Here is a 16,978-nt window from a genome sequence, read left to right as displayed (position 1 = left end):
TAGATTTATAGATTTATAGCTTCACAGCTTCAGTCATTTTTGTCTAACTCATCAAAGCTAACCAACACGTTTTAGTGGTTGCTTTTCCAGCTTGGGTCCACGGCTGCCTGACTGAAGTCTAGAGAGTTAGGGCTTGCTTCTTTGTTATGCGTTGCTTGATCGCTGGGTGACCCTTGATTCGCAGCACCGCTATCATGGTTTGGCGTCGCCTGCTGGCTGTAATCGACGTTAGCACCTTGCTCACTCGACGCTTTGGTCTCTAACTGACTACCATCGACATTTAACTCCTCACCTTCTTCATCGGACGCTTCTTTAACCTTCTTAGGGACAGGGACATTGCGTTTGTAGAGCTTGTTGAGCGCCTTAATGATTGAGTGCTTAGTGATTGCTTCTTGGGTCAGCTTAGTCATTATCGGTTTAGTTAGGGCCTGTAAGCCCACGACGGCATCCACACCAAGTTCCCCGCCTACTTTATCCCTCAAATGCTTGGCTTCTGAGTAACCAAAATGAGCCGATAGAAATAGCCAGATATAAGCGATGGCGTTGCCGTGTTCACCATGGTCAATCCAAGCTTCACCTGCTCTAAACATGGCTTCTGCACTATTCTTTTCTGCAGCCGTCTCAAACCAGTAAACAGCCTCACCATGGTTAGGCTCAACACCAACACCGTTCAAATAACTCATACCGAGTTTGATCTTGCCGTCTAAGCTATTCTTTTCCGCGGCCTTTTGGTACCACTCGACAGAGCTTTCGGCAGAGTAGTCTGGGTTTTCTTTATCTAGACACCAGTCACCGATGAACAGCATCGCTTCGGTATTCCCACCAGCCGCTGACTCTTCAATATAGGTATAACCCTTAGGGATGTTCTTATCGGTTCCGCGACCAAAGACGAGCGCTTTACCCATCTCGAATTTCGCAGACACGTCATTGTCCAATGCGGATATCGCAAGCTGCCAAAAGTTGGCTTTCTCTCTTAAAATCAGGTCTTCTTTGCGCTTCATGCTTAGGCGCACAATGCCGTACATGCCATTGATATTATCGAGTTGCGCCGCTTTGTCGTACCAATACAGAGCTTCCTTAATATTGTTACGTTCCGCCTCCTTCGCCAAATACAGAATCGACGGAACATGCCCGGTTTCGGCTTTGAAGTGACGCTCTTTTTGCTCTTGTATACGCGCTTTTTCAATCGCTTTTCGATAAGCGACAGCACGAGCCTTACGTTCTTGTTCCAAGCGCTGCTTTCTTAACGATAAAGAGATCAGCCACACGGCGACAAGTATTAACGAAAGAGCCGTCGCACCAATTGCGATTCCCATTGTACTCATAAAATATTTTAACCTAACTCGGCTGATACTAGCCCCGATATCGGGAAAGTGATCAACCCATAGTGAATGGTATGTTTCTAATTACAGGGAAAAGCGCCGTTATTAAAACGTTCCGCCCTAAAATGAACTCAGTTCAGTATCTCAGGAATACATAGCGATAAAAAGTCTACTTAGACCTATCCTTATGCACTCCATAAATGGTGTGACCTTGCTTCAATAGAGTTCGATAATGAAGACCACCTTTGAGCAAAATAATCTTAAAAAACGACAACGAAATTGATGAATACCTATCAGCAATTTCGTGTCGCTGTAGTTAGTTCAGTTGACCGTATATGTAAGCCAACTCGGCAACTGTCTTCGCTGAGAATTTCTTCATTAAACTCGCTCGGTGTACTTCTACCGTTCTCATCGCGATACATAATTCATCAGCGATTTTCTGGTTACGTTTGCCATCGATAATCTGCTTAAGAATATCGATTTCTCGCTCAGTTAACGACGCATACGCTTGGCGATACACATTCATGTGTAAATGCTTTTCAGAAGCGTCCAAACCTTGTTTGATTGCCTCTGCTAACTCACCGCCTTTAACTGGCTTTTGAAAGAAGTTCACCGCGCCGGCTTGTAAGGCTTCAACCGCCATTGGCACATCACCGTGACCCGTCAGGTAAATCACCGACAGTGGGCTCTGCGCTTTCACCATCAACTCATGAACTTGCTGCCCTCTCATCTCTGGCATTCGACTGTCTAACACCACACACCCCGGCGCACTCAAGTCCACTGAGTCTAAAAAACTGGGGCCATCTTCAAAAGCTGACACAGTGAAATCATGCTCTTCTAATAGAAACACCAACGAGTCACGCATCGACTCATCGTCATCAACCACATAGACCGGCAACGTTTGATGAAGTTCAGACATAACAAGATTCCTTATCAATCATTTGAAAGAGAAAAAGGTAACGTCACTGCGACGTGACAGCCGTGAGGAGTTAATGATTTGATGGCCATTTGGCCACTGTGGTCTTCAATCACATCTTGGCAAATCGCCAGACCTAAACCCAAGCCGTTTTCTTTGCTGCTCACAAAGGCTTGAGTGACTAGTTGCTCGGTAAAATCTAAGCCCGTGCCGTTATCGATAACCGACAGCATCATTTTATCCGGTTGATACTCGGTAATCACTTTAATTGTCGATGGTTCGTTATTTTTGTTACCAATATCAGACGTAGCGCTTTGTTCGCGATGCATCTGAGCATTACACGCATCAGTCGCATTGTTGATCAAATTTACAACTACCTGCTGCAATCCGACAGGGTCAACATATAGCGTGATAGGTTTACCCACGACATGACGTTCAATGGTTATCTTGTGTTTCTCTAATCGAAATTGCAGTAGCTCGATGGTATCTGTAAGAAGCACTTCTATATCAATTTGAGATTTATTCGATGAACGCTTTTTGATCATGTTTCTTAAGCGTTGGATAATCGCATCAGCACGGTCCACTTGCGACTGGACCTTCTCAAATACAGGCTCTATGTCAGTCAGCGGTTTGTTCTTCGAAATCCGCAGTAAACCACCTTCGCTATAATTCCGAATAGCTGCCAAAGGCTGATTAATCTCGTGTGCCAAGCTACTTCCCAGTTCACCAACTACCGCGATACGTTGTGAGTGCTCTAGCTGTTCACTCTTACTTTTCAGCTTGTACAGCGTCGCTTCTAGTTGCTTTTTGCTGCGACTGAATTTGTATTCCAACCAGAAGTGGTAAGCATTCAGCGACACGACAAGAATAAAGAACGCCCATGCCCACTGTTGATTGTACTTGAGCCAGATTAACGCTTCTTTCCACCAAGGTTGTTGCAGTGGATGCATGTCGAGTTGTTGATATAGCTTGTCGATCGCCAGCAAGCTTGTCGGTGACGTCCAGCCCGATGCATTCGCTGCAATGGCTGGCGCACTGCTTTTTGGCATAGCAAATAACACCTGACTCATTTGTTTCGCCAGTGCCGAAGACGCTCGCTCTGTTTTGGCAAACGACCAGTTAGGGTACAAAGGTGTAGACACCTGACATCGGAACCCTTCTGGTGCTTGATTCTCGATAACACGATATTGACCCGCCACCAGCAAACCTTCGCTGATCATGCTCTCGACCAAACACGCAGGCACCACCGCAGCTTCAATGTGCCCTTCACGCAGTTGATACAAGCTAGCATCAATAGGGAAACCTAAGAACTGAGTATTAGAGAAAAAGTGATTGGGGTTGAGCCCTTGTTGCATCACTTGGTAACGCATAGTGAGGTAACCACCAAAAGCATTTTCAGAGACTGCCGCAATCGGCTTACCGCTAAGTTGTTCGAGAGAGATATAAGGCGACATTCTTCTCACCACCAAGGCGGAACCAATGCTGCGTGTATTACTGGTGCCTTGAGCTTCAAAGTTATGACTGGTCATGGTTGCCATCCAAGAAAGCGCATACTGGCGTCCTAATCGAACCGCCTGACCGGGGTTGGTGATAACAAAATCAACAGTCACATCTTTTACCGCTTCGGCCATCTCTTCCAAGTTGAAAGGCTTAAGAACAAAGTGTTTTCCGGGAATGCGCTCCGACAACCAATCCATTGTCGGCTGCCAACGCTGCTGTGCGGAATGCTTGCCTCGAGTCGCCAACACGCCAACTTCTATGATTTGCTCAGACTCAACAGTGCTTGTCGTTGCAATCTCTTGCTCCGATTGAGCCGCTAAACACGCGCCTGCGATTAGGCTCAACCAACAAAGGCCAACGATTGATATTAGGTTTCTGACTGTCACTGAAATCTCTTTCTCCAAACGGACTGTTTATTCAATTTATTCTCGATTCATTTTATGTCAGCGGCGTGTTTCGCGCTTAGCTCATGCTTGAGCGCCCTAAATAAGCCTCTAAAACAAAGCATAACAGCTAGATTGGTAAAACCACATTTGTTCTAGATCAACTTTGATCTGGGTATGTGGAAATCCACAATACCCCGTGAACGGTCAAAAACTGACAATGAGCCTAACAGATCGAATACCCATTTATAGGTACCTCTATGGACTCATTGAAAAGACGGTTTCTCAGCCAATTCGGCAAGGTTTCCGCTGGTGCTGCGCTCATTCCCATTGCCGGAATCAACACCGCAGTCGCAAGCACAGCCATTCGCAATAACAACCAACCTGACCGCAAAGGCGAAATAGGTAAACGCTACGCCATGGCGATTGATTTACGTAAGTGCGTTGGCTGTCAGGCGTGCACTGTTGGCTGTAGCGTTGAAAACCAAGCACCAATTGGCCAGTTCAGAACCACCGTAAAACAGTATGAAGTCTCCCTTGATGATGGTTCGACGGCTCAACAAGACGTGAAATCTTTCATGTTACCTCGCCTCTGTAATCACTGTGACAACGCTCCCTGCATCAAGGTTTGTCCAGTTCAAGCGACCTTCCAACGCGAAGACGGCATTGTCATGGTCGACAATGAACGCTGCGTAGCCTGTGCTTACTGTGTTCAAGCTTGTCCTTACGATGCTCGTTTCATTAATAACGACACCCTTACCGCAGACAAATGCACCTTCTGCGCACACCGCCTTGAAGACGGCTTACTGCCTGCTTGTGTAGAAACCTGTGTTGGTGGCGCGCGTGTCATTGGCGACCTTAAAGATCCAAACAGCGAGATCAACCGTCTGCTCAATGAAAACCAAGACGACATCAAGGTGCTTAAGCCAGAGCAGAATACCAACCCCCATGTTTTCTATATCGGCATGAACGAGCGATTCGTTAGCCACATTGAAGGCCAACCTGCGATTTATGATCCAGCCGCCATCGATAACTCATCCTCTAGCAAACAAGAATTGGCAATCGCGACACAAGGCAAACAAGGAGAGACAGCATGAATATCACTGAGGTGTTAGTCCCCGCTCAAGAGATCGCTTGGCTACCGTGGGCGGTTCAATATTTCTTCTACATAGGTTCGGCTTACGCGGCCGCTATTCTGTTTTTGATTGCACTGATATTTAAGAACTCAACCAGCCACCAATTTCGTTCTGCCCTTGTGCTTGTGATGGCAATCGGTGCGATTGTTGGGCCATTAGCGCTTACTGGTGACTTGCATCAACCCGGACGTGCGTGGCATTTCTATGCTCACATCACACCTTGGTCATGGATGTCATTGGGCTCTCTGTTTCTACCTTTGTTTTCTAGTCTGGCTGTTGCGACTGCTTGGGTTTACCTGCGTGATGACATCGCACAGCTTAAAGAGAGTGAAAACCCACTTCTAAAACGCCTGTCTTGGTTAACACTGGGCCAGTGGCAATTATCGAAAAAACTGATGATTGCTTTAGCCGCCACAACTGCGTTATCAGGCCTAAGCATCGCACTTTACACAGGTGCCGAGATTGCGATTTTGGCGAGTCGACCGCTTTGGCATCAACCAGCGTCTCCATTGCTTTGGTTCACGACCGCATTCTTTGCCGCAACGGGTTTAACTCTGTTGATTTGGGCTCTGCTGCCTTCAAGCAAACCAAGCTTAAAACCAACAGACCTAGCTCTGATACAAAGAACCATTACCTTAACAGGTGGCCTTGCCATCATTCTCACGTCGATTTGGGCATCTAACCATGGTCACTTCAATCTCTATGAGAACGACGCTTGGGGCATCAATTTAGGCATCATGACCACCAGCATTTTGGTGTGCATGATCTTGGTTCTTCCGCTGCAACGTTTATCTCAAAGCAAGTTAGGAATTGTCTGTGTTGCACTTGCGACCATCGTTTCAGCATGGGCGGTACGTTGGGTCACCATGATGGAAGTTCAAACCATTCCCCGTTTTGATGTGGGTGCATTCCCTTATGAACTGCCTATGGGTAGTGCAGGATTACTCGGCATCGTTGGTATGTGTGGTCTTTGGTTAGCACTTGCGTTGTTCGCCTCTGAGATCGTGTCTACTGGTTCTACACGAACAACTGGTTCTGCACCAAAGACAACATCGAAGCCAAACCAAAATACATCATCGTCACCACTTAACCGCTCACATAGCTTGTAGTCTGGGGAATCATCATGGATAACAAACGTCGTCAATTTTTAAAAGCAGGCCTTGCTGCCGGTGGTGTTGGAGCTTTTGCTGCAGGTTATGCGACAACCACAAAACACATGGTTCACGGTGCTATTGATGGCACCGCGGGTAAGAAAACCAACCACATCCACCACGGTAATTCGTTAGAGACGGAATACAGTGTCGATGAACAAGGTAAGATCTCGCCGAATCCAAACCAACGCGTTGCACCCTCAATGTGTTTTGGCTGCTGGACACTGTGTGGCTTACGTGTGCGTATCGATAATCGCAATGACGAGATTTTGCGAATCTCGGGCAACCCGTACCACCCGCTATCAAGCGACCAACAGATCCCGTTCAAAACACCGGTAAAAGACGCCTACATTGGCTTGTCTGGTGAGTCAGGCATCAATAACCGCTCGACAGCCTGTGCCCGTGGTAACGGCATGTTGGAGATTCAAAACAGCCCATACCGAATCACTCAACCGCTCAAACGCGTTGGTAAGCGTGGTGAAGGCAAGTGGGAACCAATCAGCTACGAACAACTTATCTCTGAGATCACCGAGGGTGGTGACTTATTCGGTGAAGGTGAAGTTGAGGGCTTACGATCGATTCGTGACATCGAAACACCACTCGATCCAAACAACCCTGAATACGGACCAAAAGCCAACCAACTGCTTGTGACCAATGCCGGTAATGAAGGCCGTGACGACATCTTGAAGCGCTTTGCATTTAACAGCTACGGCACACGCAACTTTGGTCACCACGGCTCTTACTGTGGTTACGCGTTCCGTGCGGGTTCAGGTGCGATCATGAACGATCTAGACAAGTTCTCGCACTTAAAACCAGATTTCAACAACGCAGAGTTCATTCTTTTCATCGGTATGTCTCCGGCTCAAGCGGGTAACCCGTTCAAGCGTCAAGCAAGACAATTGGCTGAGGCTCGTACCAACGGAAAACTCAGCTACACCATAGTGACACCAAGCCTTCCAGCAGGATCGTCAAGCCTTGCGGCGGGCGATCGCAATAACTGGCTACCGATCAAACCGGGCACCGATTCAGCATTAGTTCTTGGCATGATCCAATGGATCATCGAAAACCAACGCTACAATCACGACTTCTTGTCTCGCCCAAGTGCGCAAGCGATGCAAAAAGCAGGCACCACCCACTGGTGTAATGCTTCACACCTTGTGATCAGTGACGAAGCACACCCACAAAACGGGCGCATGCTTCGCGCATCGGATATGGGTTTGCTAGAAACAGGCGAACCGATGTCTGACGATGACGGATTTATCGCCCTAGATGTGACAACGTCACTATTAGCGTCACATATTCAGGTGAATGAAGCGGCGCTGTTCGTCGATCAAGACGTAGAAGTTGATGGTCAGACTGTTCGTGTTAAGTCTTCTCTACAAAGATTGAAGGAAGAAGCCTTCAAATATGACCTTGCATACTACAGTGAGCAGTGTGAAATCCCACAAGACCAGATTATTGCGTTGGCAAAACGCTTCACCAGCTATGGTACAAAAGCAGTCGTGGATACTCACGGTGGCAACATGCACACCAACGGCTTCTACAACTCGTTCTCTATTCTGATGCTAAACGCGCTGATCGGTAACATCAACGCGAAAGGTGGCGCGATGGCGAAAGCGGGCGGCTACCCAACTTCGGTTGCAGGTCCACGTTACGACTTTACCAAGTTCAAGGGTAAGACTAAGCCTCAAGGTGTATTCTTGTCCCGCAGCAAGTTCCCGTATCAAAAAACCAGCGAATACAAACGTCGCGTTGCCGCAGGTGAGTCACCTTACCCGACACGCGCTCCGTGGTACCCAATCTCTGCGCCGCTGTTAACCGAGCACTTATCAGCTGCGATTGATGGCTATCCTTACCGCGCAAAGGCATGGATCAACCACATGGCGAACCCACTTTATGGTGTTCCGGGTTTAGACAACTTGCTGGGTGAAAAACTTAAAGATCCCAAACAGCTTGGCTTGATCGTATCTATCGATGCCTTTATCAATGAAACGACTGCCTTATCGGATTACCTAGTGCCAGACACAGTGACCTACGAGAGCTGGGGCATGGCAACACCTTGGCATGGTGTCGCGACCAAAGCGATCACCGCTCGTTGGCCGATTGTTGAGCCTAAAACTTCCCGCACTCAAGACGGACGTGCCATCAACCTAGAGAACTTCTTTATTGATCTAGCGAAAACGCTTGGCCTAGGTGGCTTCGGCGACAACGTAATCAAAGACAATCAAGGTAACTGGCACGGTATTCATAGCGCTGAAGACTTCTACCTGCGCTCGGCTGCTAACTTAGCGTTCGTAAAAGGTGGCGTGCCGAATGTAGACGCTGAAGATATCGTTTGGTCTGGTCTTGAACGCCTAGTACCTGTGATGAACAAAACGCTTAAGCCAGAAGAGATGCTCAAAGTGGCGTATATTTTTGCGCGTGGCGGTCGTTTCGAAGACGCAACCAATGCGTATACCAATAAAACTATGAAGTACAAATGGACCAAGCCATTGGCTATCTGGAATGAAAAGCTTGGTACCTCTCACAACACCATCAGTGGTGAGCAATACATGGGTTGCCCGACATGGTATCCACAAAAGCTGGCGGACGGTACGCCTTTGGCAGAGCAGTTCCCAGTAACAGAGTGGCCATTTACGCTAACCAACTTTAAGTCCAACATTCACAGTGCGGTGTCTAACTTGTCACCACGCTTAGAGTCGATCAAAGGGGTGAATCCGGTTTACATCCACCCGCAAGACGCCTCTTCTGCGGGCATAAAAACAGGTGACGTGTTTGCTATTGAAACGCCGAGCTCAACCACACATGCGTTGGCGATGGTGATTGATGGCATCAAACCGGGAACATTAGGCTTTGAACACGGCTTTGGTCATAAAGAGCTCGGTGAGCGTGCCCACTGGATTGGTGACACACAACAACCAGTGAAGATGAAGTCGAACGATGGCGTTAACATCAATGATATAGGCTTGATTGACCCGACGAGAGAAGGCAAAGGCGTCATGTTGGATTGGGTTGTGGGGGCAGCAGCAAGGCAAGCGCTTCCGGCTAAGATCTACAAGGTCTAGCTTAAACTCAGCAAGCTATAACTTAATCACTGATTCAAAACACTTCCTTATCTGATTTGCAGATGAGAACACAACAGGGCAACTTCGTCATTCGAGGTTGCTCTGCTTTTTCGTCCCCTTGATCTAGAAAAGCACCCTATTTGGATAAACGTCCAATCTACATAAAGTACCCAATCTACATAAAGCATCCGCTCTAGATAGAGTAATCAACCCAAAGCCATTAGGTAATCTTCATTTCACCACAACTTTTTTAGCCCGCCTCCATAAAGCAGCTATGCTTATACAATCGGTGCCATAAAAGAGCCTTAACAAGCAGTTATACCGAGGCGAACATGGCAGTTCCCTTGCATTTCATAAACGGCAGTTGGATCAACCTATAGAAGTTCACATCAATACCATTATGGTAACTGAGGTTATTAATGTGAGACTCACCTCAAGTTCCAAGTGAATTAATGTGGAAATCCACAATAGCGCGAACAACAAATTATGTCGAAAATGCGTGCATTACAACCAATAGCGACGCCTCATGACTAAGCTGACAATTAAAACTCAAACTCTAACGCTTTGCATCGCTGCTCTAGGAAGCCTTTCTTTATCCGCTTTTGCACAAGCAGCACCCAATCCAATGCCAGAAGCCGCAGAAACTTGTAGTGGCTGCCATCAAGCCGACGGTAAAGGCATGCCCAACATTGCCCCTATGCTTGCAGGGCTCAATGCTGACTATCTAGAGCATCAACTGGTTCTGTTCTCAAGTGGTGAGCGTCAAAGCGCGATCATGAAGGGAATGGCTGACGGTGTATCTGATCCCGCTGTTCGTCGTGAGGTCGCAGAATACTTTGCATCACTGCCTTCATACGAATTTACCGATTTAGAGCAGCGCGGCTCACAGGCTGATATCGATAACCCCTATCGTAAACTTGTATTCCAAGGCGATTGGGATAGAAACATTCCAGCCTGTGCAACCTGTCATGGGCCAAGCGGTATGGGCGTAGACAAATTCCCGCGCCTAGCAAGCCAGCATGCCGACTACATTCAAACTCAGCTCAACGCCTGGAAAAATGGCACTCGTAAGGGTGATGATTTGAACATGATGGGCAACATCGCAGGCAAGTTGACCGACGATGAGATCAAAAACCTGTCTTACTACTTCGCCTCTTTCCGATACTAAAGGGCTCGCATGAAAACATTACTTTTAATTACCGCAACCCTTGCCTCTGGAATCGCTTATGCCGAAGCTGAGTTGCCCGATCGCCAAACCGAACTGCCAGCCGTTGAGAAGCCTCAAGATAACAAATATCTGGTGCCACGAGACTTGGTTGATATCCCTGCTGGGGAATTTGGCGACAAAGTAAAATTGGGTTATTCGCTGTTTGTCGATTCACAACAGATGCGTGGTACGTTCGTAGGCAATGAACAAAACTGTGTAAACTGTCACATGCAAGCGGGCATGAAGCCTAACGCAGCACCTCTTTGGGGTGCGTACATGGCCTACCCTGCGTATCGTTCCAAGAACGACAAAGTAAACAGCTACGCAGAGCGTATCCAAGGTTGCTTCACCTACTCAATGAATGGTCTGCCACCGGCTGAGGGTTCAAAAGAGATGGTCGCACTAACGGCTTATTCATACTGGCTGGCGATGGGCGGCATCTTAGACAAGAACGGCATGCAAGATACACCCGTTCCTGAGATCAGCGATGCTGACTTACAAGTCGGTGGTAAAGCGGAAAGCTTCCCTCTCCCTGAAGAGCTGTTAAGCAAATACCCAATCGATGACCGAAGTAAACTGGCCGGCCGTGGCTACCCTAAGATTGCAAACCCTGAACAAGAGCCATCGATAGCGCGTGGCGAAAAGGTTTACCAAACCAGCTGCCAAACCTGCCATGGTCAAAATGGTGAAAATGGTGAAGGCATTAAAGGGGCTGATGGCCGCTCATACCTACCACCTCTTTGGGGCGAGAATTCATTCAACTGGGGCGCAGGTATGCACCGTGTAAATACAGCAGCTTACTTCATCTACGAAAACATGCCGCTTGGAAAGAGCCAACAGCTTTCAATTCAGGATGCATGGGATGTAGCCGCATTTGTGAACAGTCATGAACGCCCACAAGACCCACGATACAAGGGTGATGTTGCAGGTAATGCTAAGCGTTACCACAACCACCAAGGTTATTATGGTAAAGAAGTCGACGGTGATGTGCTGGGTTCCAAAGCCTACCCGAGTGGTAAAGAAGTGATTAATGAGCATTGATAGGCATTAGTAAAAGAGCCATTCACGCCAGATATAGCTAAGCTTTACATTGTAAATCAGCTATAGCCGGAGGAATAAAAAGGAGCCAGATCGTTCGACGTTCTGGCTCCTTTTTTATGTTTGAACGATTAGAGATCCAGCTAATCTTGCTGCATTTTCTCCCAAATGGTCGGAGAGCCAATATAGTCTTGAACCGTAGCAATGAACTCTTTGACCAGCTTGGTCTGCTTACGGTGCGGATAGACAGCGTAGATTGCGGTATCAATCGTAGAGATCGGATAATCCGGCAGTAAAGTGACCAAGCCAAGTTCTTTCATTGAGGCATACAGGTTTGATTGATCAAGGAAGCCATATCCTAAGCCATCTTTCACACAAGACACCATGGTACGAACATCACTGACCTTATAGTTGCCACGAATCGTTAGGCTTTGGAAGGTATTACCGCGCGGCTCTTCACTGATACGTAGATGATCAACCGTCATATCACCATTGGTATAAATCACAGCAGGTAGCGCGAGCAGATCTTGTGGTGTCTTCGGCTCACCGTGCTCTTTCAAAAAGTCGTTCGATGCAACGAGCATGAAGTTACTGTCGGCAATTTTCTTCGCAATCAAATTCGATTCAACGAGCTTGCTAAAGCGAAACGCGATATCAAACTGTCCTGCAATGATGTTGGCGATCTTATCGTCTAGTGAAAGTACGATCTGAACATCCGGGTACTTTCTCATGAACTGAGTGATGATAGGTTGCAGATATTGCTGCCCAAAATAGATCGGTGAAGTAATTCGCAGTACACCTTTGGGCTCTGACTGGTATGAATCTGCAATGCCTTGTATCTGATTGATAGTATCTTTCAGCACATAGGTTTGCGCAAGAATATCTTCCCCTGCCGACGTCAACGAGAACGAGCGTGTAGAACGGTTAAGCAGCTGAACACCCAAGTCTTGTTCAAGCTTTTTGATCTGTTTAGAGAGTGATGAGTTGTCCATATCATGCAAGGTTGCCGCTTTGGTAAACGACCCTTGTTGAACCACATCTAAGAACAATAACAACTGATTAGTATTTGGCACTGCGCCTCTCCTGAAATAAAACTCGACTAACGTTCATCTTTGGGTGTATCCATCACAACCATGGTGGTAATGGATTGAACCTGAGCACATTCCCCAAGCACATCGGCATGAAACTTCTTATAGCCCGGTAGATCTTTGGTTTCTACCCTTAGCAAGTATTCGTTGGCACCGGTAATGTTGTGGCACTCCACTACCTCTTTTTCCATACTGACGTGCTGTTCAAACTCCAGTTGAGCCGCTTTGCTGTGGCTTGATAAACCAATCGAAACGTAAGCAATAAAGCCAACGCCCATCAGGCCATTATCCAGAACTGCACGGTAACCTTGAATGACCCCTTTACGCTCAAGATCCTGTACTCGCCTTAAGGTCGCTGAAGCCGACAAACCAATTCGTTCAGAAAGCTCAATATTGGAGATTCTGCCGTCCAATTTAAGCTCTTGCAATATCCTTTCGTCAAATCTATCCATAAGTACTTATTATTGTGCATTTAGTGATAATAGAGGAAATAAAAGCACATAATTGCCTCACTTTCCACCTACTATGTTTCTCAACACGTGAAAGTCATGACCGGTCAGTCACTTCGTTCATTTTTTTGCTGGAGAACCATAATGCCTTTAGAACAACTTAGCGCACTTGCCTTGTTTGCGTTTGTCTCGACCTTCACGCCGGGTCCAAATAACATCATGCTCATGACATCAGGAGCAAATGTTGGCTTCGCCCGCACTATTCCGCACATGCTTGGCATTGCTCTAGGGTTTGCAGCCATGTTGCTGCTAGTTGGCTTCGGTTTAATGGGCATTTTCAACGCTTATCCGGTTACTCACCAAATCTTGAAATACCTAAGCCTTGCTTACCTCGTGTACCTTGCAATTAAGATAGCATTGAGCGGCAAAGCCAAAAGCACCGAGGCTTATAAGCCAATGACCTTCATCGGCGCGGCAAGTTTTCAGTGGGTGAACCCGAAAGGTTGGTCGATGGCGCTGACTGCGATTTCAGTTTATAGCAGCGGCAGTTCATGGTGGGAGATTGCAATCATCGCAGGTATCTTCACGCTCGCCAACTTACCATCCGTGACATTCTGGACAGCGGCAGGTAAACAACTGCAACACTGGTTAACAACACCAGTCCGTATCAAAAGCTTCAACTACGGTATGGCAGGCTTGCTTCTAGCATCGACCATTCCGATGCTCTAGTCGAATAACTTCTGTATTTTAACGGTTGGTACTCCTGTGCTAACCGTTATTCTCTTTATAAATAACCCACAAGTTCACTAAGCCAACGACCAAACATCGTCTGCCCGCTCGGCGTTAACGTCCACACAAACGCCGCAACATTCACTGCCACTGTCACCCAATATATGGCTCTGAACGGCTGCTTCTGCGTTTTATGACGCAGCTTATCTTGAGCAATCAACGCCCCTATCCAGCCACCAGCAACAGAAAAAATATGCAGAGTTTTCTCTGGCACACGCCAATTGCCATTGATCGCTGCTCGCTTGTCCTTCGCGTACACAAAAAACGTCACGAAACCGATAACCAAATACCACACCAACAGCGCTTTAGAACTTTCCGCAAACAACACAGACACCGCCACCAGAACCAAATAAGTGATAACGATTTGAATAGATGAAGACAACATGACTCCTTTTGAGCAACAGCTCACATACTGTAGCAATTACGCCCTGTAGATTTTGATAAGGATGAGTAAGGCATATTGTAATTCGGTTAGCCTGCAAAGAATAAACAAGCCCTTTCATCCCTACATAACATGATGGAAGTTAAAGGAATTATAAATATGTACAACCAAAAGTACGCCATCTACCAAGTTTTTACGCGTTTATTTGGCAATAAAAACACCCAACATGTTCCATGGGGCACAATCGAGCAAAATGGCGTCGGTAAGTTCAGTGATTTTACCGACAAAGCGCTGTCTGAAATCCGCAAACTCGGTATGACTCATATTTGGTATACCGGAGTGCCACATCATGCGCTCATCAATGACTACAAGCACCTTGGTATTTCAGACGATCACCCTAGCGTGGTAAAAGGCCGTGCGGGATCACCATATGCCGTCAAAGACTACTATTCCGTAAACCCAGATCTCGCAGACAACCCTGAATGCCGACTAGAGGAGTTCGAGGCACTCATCAAAAGAAGTCACGACAATGGTTTAAAAGTGATTATCGATATCGTACCGAATCACGTTGCGCGTCATTATAAAGGCTTAAACAACCCAGAAGGTGTCAGTGACTTCGGCGCTCAAGATGACACAACGCTGGAATACCACAAAGACAATAACTTCTACTACATTCCCAACAGCACCTTTGAATTGCCAGACATAGAGCCCGCCTTTACGCCGCTAGGTGGTGAACAGCATCCCAACCTAAACTCCCCGTTTATAGAGACGCCCGCCAAATGGACAGGTAACGGCTCACGTTTAGCCAAGCCTAGTTTCGATGATTGGTATGAAACGGTGAAAATCAATTATGGCATGCGACCAGACGGTTCAAAAGACTTCCCTGAACTACCGAGTGACTATGCTCAACGCAATTACATGGATCATTTCCGTTTCTGGAAATCTGTTTATGTGCCTAACTCTTGGGCTAAATTCCGAGATATCGCCTTGTTTTGGTTGAATAAAGGTGTTGATGGGTTTCGCTACGATATGGCTGAGATGGTTCCAGTCGAATTTTGGAGCTACCTCAACTCATCAATAAAGATGAAAAACCACGATGCCTTTCTGATGGCAGAGGTGTATCAGCCGGACTTGTACCGTGAATACATTCACTTAGGCAAGATGGACTACCTCTATGACAAGGTAGATCTGTACGACGGCCTCAAAGCCATCATGCAAGGCAAGGCTTCAACGGCAATCATCCCTGAAATCCAACATCAAATGCACGACATTGAACATCATATGCTGCATTTTTTGGATAACCATGACGAGCAACGAATCGCCTCACCAGAGTTTGTAGGCAATCCACATATCGCAAAGCCTGCGATGCTAGTTAGCGCTCTATTGAGCAGCTCTCCAACCATGATCTACTTTGGGCAAGAAGTCGGCGAACCCGGTGCGGAGAACGCTGGCTTTGGACAACCCTCACGAACTTCCATATTTGACTACATCGGAGTCCCACAGCATCAAAAATGGATGAACCACGGCGCATTCGATGGCGGGCTATTAGACGAAAACGAAAAACAACTACGTCACTTCTATCAGAAGGTTATGAACTTTTCGCTTGAGCATACTTCAATGACGGGGCAGTACCTAGACTTACACCAGAGCAATAATTTGAGTGATTCGGTTTACGCATTTCTGCGCTATGACAACCAAGAGTTGACAATAGTTGCTGCGAATTTCAGCCAACATGTCACTGAGAATATTCACTTAACCGTTCCAAGTGATGTTATACAAACGCTCACAATCGCTGATGACAGTTACTTGTTAGATGAACATATTGAAGGCATTCAACAACAGGTATTAAAAGTTGAGGAAAGTATTGGCCGTTTTAGTCTTGATCTAAAGCCACTAGCTTCGTTGGTTTGGGTATTTCCCTTATCTGAATAGGATATTTATTATTAATTCCCAAAAAGCCTGAGTTTTAATTAATTGATAAATAACTTAATTCCCACATTAAATTAACGTCACCTCAATTCGATACCTTCCTCACATTAATAAGGATGAGCTCTCATCCTTATTATCTACTCCCATCCTCTACGCCTTCTACTATTGATATTAAACATATGAGTTATTGATCCAATAAATTTAACTTAAACCAAATACAAAGCGTGATATTGACACTATGTTTCCTATTTTTATATATTAAAAATAACTTTATACATAGCCATCACAAATAGTTGACCATCGTTAAGACTAGGATATTCATCTTCATAAAAAGTGAAATATGGATATTAAAACGTGAACAACATAAATATTAATAAAATTATCTCTCTACGAAATACCTTCAACAATACCAAAAAGAAGAGCTTCAAACGCTCTACATTGGCCAAAGCAATGTTACCGCTCTTCACCGCTACTTTGATCGCGGGTTGTGGTAGTGATAATGATAGCGACAACGGTACAGCCCCTGGCAACAGTGGTTTATACCCTGCAGCGGCGTTGTTGATCAAATCAGCTTGAAGATCAACGACACCATATGTAGCTAGCCGTTCATAGACAGAACCTTA

General features: G+C 46.4%; 13 protein-coding genes and 1 pseudogene. 8 read left to right on the top strand and 6 right to left on the bottom strand.

What is annotated here, in order from left to right; genetic code table 11:
- Positions 1–71 precede the first annotated feature (71 nt).
- The 3 genes from AB4493_RS16465 to AB4493_RS16455 form a co-directional block, all read right to left on the bottom strand.
- Positions 72–1,316 (bottom strand): tetratricopeptide repeat protein, encoded by a 1,245-nt coding sequence (locus tag AB4493_RS16465; RefSeq protein WP_029222155.1) that lies wholly within the window; start codon positions 1,314–1,316, stop codon positions 72–74.
- A 322-nt stretch (positions 1,317–1,638) separates the two neighbouring features.
- A complete protein-coding gene (locus AB4493_RS16460; RefSeq protein WP_004732114.1) occupies positions 1,639–2,241 on the bottom strand; it encodes a response regulator transcription factor in 603 nt (200 codons plus the stop codon).
- 14 nt (positions 2,242–2,255) lie between these two features.
- Complete coding sequence (locus AB4493_RS16455; RefSeq protein WP_372155447.1) at positions 2,256–4,124, bottom strand: PhnD/SsuA/transferrin family substrate-binding protein; 1,869 nt, start codon at positions 4,122–4,124, stop codon at positions 2,256–2,258.
- Positions 4,125–4,381: 257 nt separating this feature from the next.
- Between AB4493_RS16455 and dsrO the strand changes: the two genes are divergently transcribed.
- From dsrO to AB4493_RS16430, 5 genes are all read left to right on the top strand, one after another.
- Complete coding sequence (gene dsrO / locus AB4493_RS16450; RefSeq protein WP_017086571.1) at positions 4,382–5,218, top strand: sulfate reduction electron transfer complex DsrMKJOP subunit DsrO; 837 nt, start codon at positions 4,382–4,384, stop codon at positions 5,216–5,218.
- Positions 5,215–6,366: an NrfD/PsrC family molybdoenzyme membrane anchor subunit gene (nrfD, locus tag AB4493_RS16445; protein ID WP_372155446.1), complete on the top strand. Its 1,152-nt coding sequence runs from the start codon at positions 5,215–5,217 to the stop codon at positions 6,364–6,366. Before dsrO ends, nrfD begins: the two co-directional genes overlap by 4 nt.
- Before the next feature lie 14 nt (positions 6,367–6,380).
- Positions 6,381–9,473 carry a tetrathionate reductase subunit A gene (locus AB4493_RS16440; RefSeq protein WP_372155444.1) on the top strand — a complete coding sequence of 1,031 codons (3,093 nt, stop codon included), beginning with the start codon at positions 6,381–6,383 and terminating at the stop codon, positions 9,471–9,473.
- Between the two features lie 526 nt (positions 9,474–9,999).
- Complete coding sequence (locus AB4493_RS16435) at positions 10,000–10,641, top strand: c-type cytochrome (protein ID WP_017064226.1); 642 nt, start codon at positions 10,000–10,002, stop codon at positions 10,639–10,641.
- Between the two features lie 9 nt (positions 10,642–10,650).
- Positions 10,651–11,721, top strand: coding sequence for a c-type cytochrome (locus tag AB4493_RS16430; protein WP_372155442.1), 1,071 nt, complete (start codon positions 10,651–10,653; stop codon positions 11,719–11,721).
- A 140-nt stretch (positions 11,722–11,861) separates the two neighbouring features.
- Here the strand turns inward: AB4493_RS16430 and AB4493_RS16425 are convergent, their stop codons facing one another.
- On the bottom strand, positions 11,862–12,791 hold the full coding sequence (locus AB4493_RS16425) for a LysR family transcriptional regulator (RefSeq protein ID WP_372155440.1): 930 nt from the start codon (positions 12,789–12,791) through the stop codon (positions 11,862–11,864).
- A gap of 26 nt (positions 12,792–12,817) precedes the next feature.
- Positions 12,818–13,258, bottom strand: coding sequence for an Lrp/AsnC family transcriptional regulator (locus tag AB4493_RS16420; RefSeq protein WP_017090339.1), 441 nt, complete (start codon positions 13,256–13,258; stop codon positions 12,818–12,820).
- 141 nt (positions 13,259–13,399) lie between these two features.
- Here AB4493_RS16420 and AB4493_RS16415 point away from each other — a divergent pair, with 141 nt between their 5' ends.
- Entirely contained in the window at positions 13,400–13,984 is a 585-nt protein-coding gene (locus tag AB4493_RS16415; RefSeq protein ID WP_372155438.1) for a LysE family translocator, read from the top strand.
- A gap of 55 nt (positions 13,985–14,039) precedes the next feature.
- Here AB4493_RS16415 and AB4493_RS16410 read toward each other — a convergent pair whose 3' ends face one another.
- Positions 14,040–14,429 carry a DUF1294 domain-containing protein gene (locus AB4493_RS16410; protein ID WP_372155436.1) on the bottom strand — a complete coding sequence of 130 codons (390 nt, stop codon included), beginning with the start codon at positions 14,427–14,429 and terminating at the stop codon, positions 14,040–14,042.
- A 156-nt stretch (positions 14,430–14,585) separates the two neighbouring features.
- Between AB4493_RS16410 and AB4493_RS16405 the strand changes: the two genes are divergently transcribed.
- The gene (locus AB4493_RS16405) at positions 14,586–16,358 is read left to right on the top strand and encodes an alpha-amylase family protein (protein WP_371722350.1); all 1,773 of its coding nucleotides are present in this window, start codon (positions 14,586–14,588) and stop codon (positions 16,356–16,358) included.
- Between the two features lie 351 nt (positions 16,359–16,709).
- Positions 16,710–16,904, top strand: a pseudogene (locus AB4493_RS16400) (hypothetical protein); the annotation flags it as partial.
- Positions 16,905–16,978 lie beyond the last annotated feature (74 nt).

Origin of the sequence: Vibrio sp. 10N.222.55.A1, assembly GCF_041473835.1 — a bacterium.
GTDB lineage: Bacteria > Pseudomonadota > Gammaproteobacteria > Enterobacterales > Vibrionaceae > Vibrio > Vibrio crassostreae_C.
The sequence above is the reverse complement of the archived record's forward strand: the minus strand, read 5'-3'. Positions and strand labels throughout refer to the sequence as shown.

Bases quoted from the DNA above. Each gene is read 5' to 3' on its own strand.
- AB4493_RS16435 (WP_017064226.1), top strand. From the start codon at position 10,000: ATGACTAAGCTGACAATTAAAACTCAAACTCTAACGCTTTGCATCGCT.
- AB4493_RS16415 (WP_372155438.1), top strand. From the start codon at position 13,400: ATGCCTTTAGAACAACTTAGCGCACTTGCCTTGTTTGCGTTTGTCTCG.
- AB4493_RS16420 (WP_017090339.1), bottom strand. From the start codon at position 13,258: ATGGATAGATTTGACGAAAGGATATTGCAAGAGCTTAAATTGGACGGC.
- AB4493_RS16440 (WP_372155444.1), top strand. From the start codon at position 6,381: ATGGATAACAAACGTCGTCAATTTTTAAAAGCAGGCCTTGCTGCCGGT.
- AB4493_RS16405 (WP_371722350.1), top strand. From the start codon at position 14,586: ATGTACAACCAAAAGTACGCCATCTACCAAGTTTTTACGCGTTTATTT.
- AB4493_RS16430 (WP_372155442.1), top strand. From the start codon at position 10,651: ATGAAAACATTACTTTTAATTACCGCAACCCTTGCCTCTGGAATCGCT.
- dsrO (WP_017086571.1), top strand. From the start codon at position 4,382: ATGGACTCATTGAAAAGACGGTTTCTCAGCCAATTCGGCAAGGTTTCC.
- nrfD (WP_372155446.1), top strand. From the start codon at position 5,215: ATGAATATCACTGAGGTGTTAGTCCCCGCTCAAGAGATCGCTTGGCTA.
- AB4493_RS16465 (WP_029222155.1), bottom strand. From the start codon at position 1,316: ATGGGAATCGCAATTGGTGCGACGGCTCTTTCGTTAATACTTGTCGCC.
- AB4493_RS16410 (WP_372155436.1), bottom strand. From the start codon at position 14,429: ATGTTGTCTTCATCTATTCAAATCGTTATCACTTATTTGGTTCTGGTG.
- AB4493_RS16460 (WP_004732114.1), bottom strand. From the start codon at position 2,241: ATGTCTGAACTTCATCAAACGTTGCCGGTCTATGTGGTTGATGACGAT.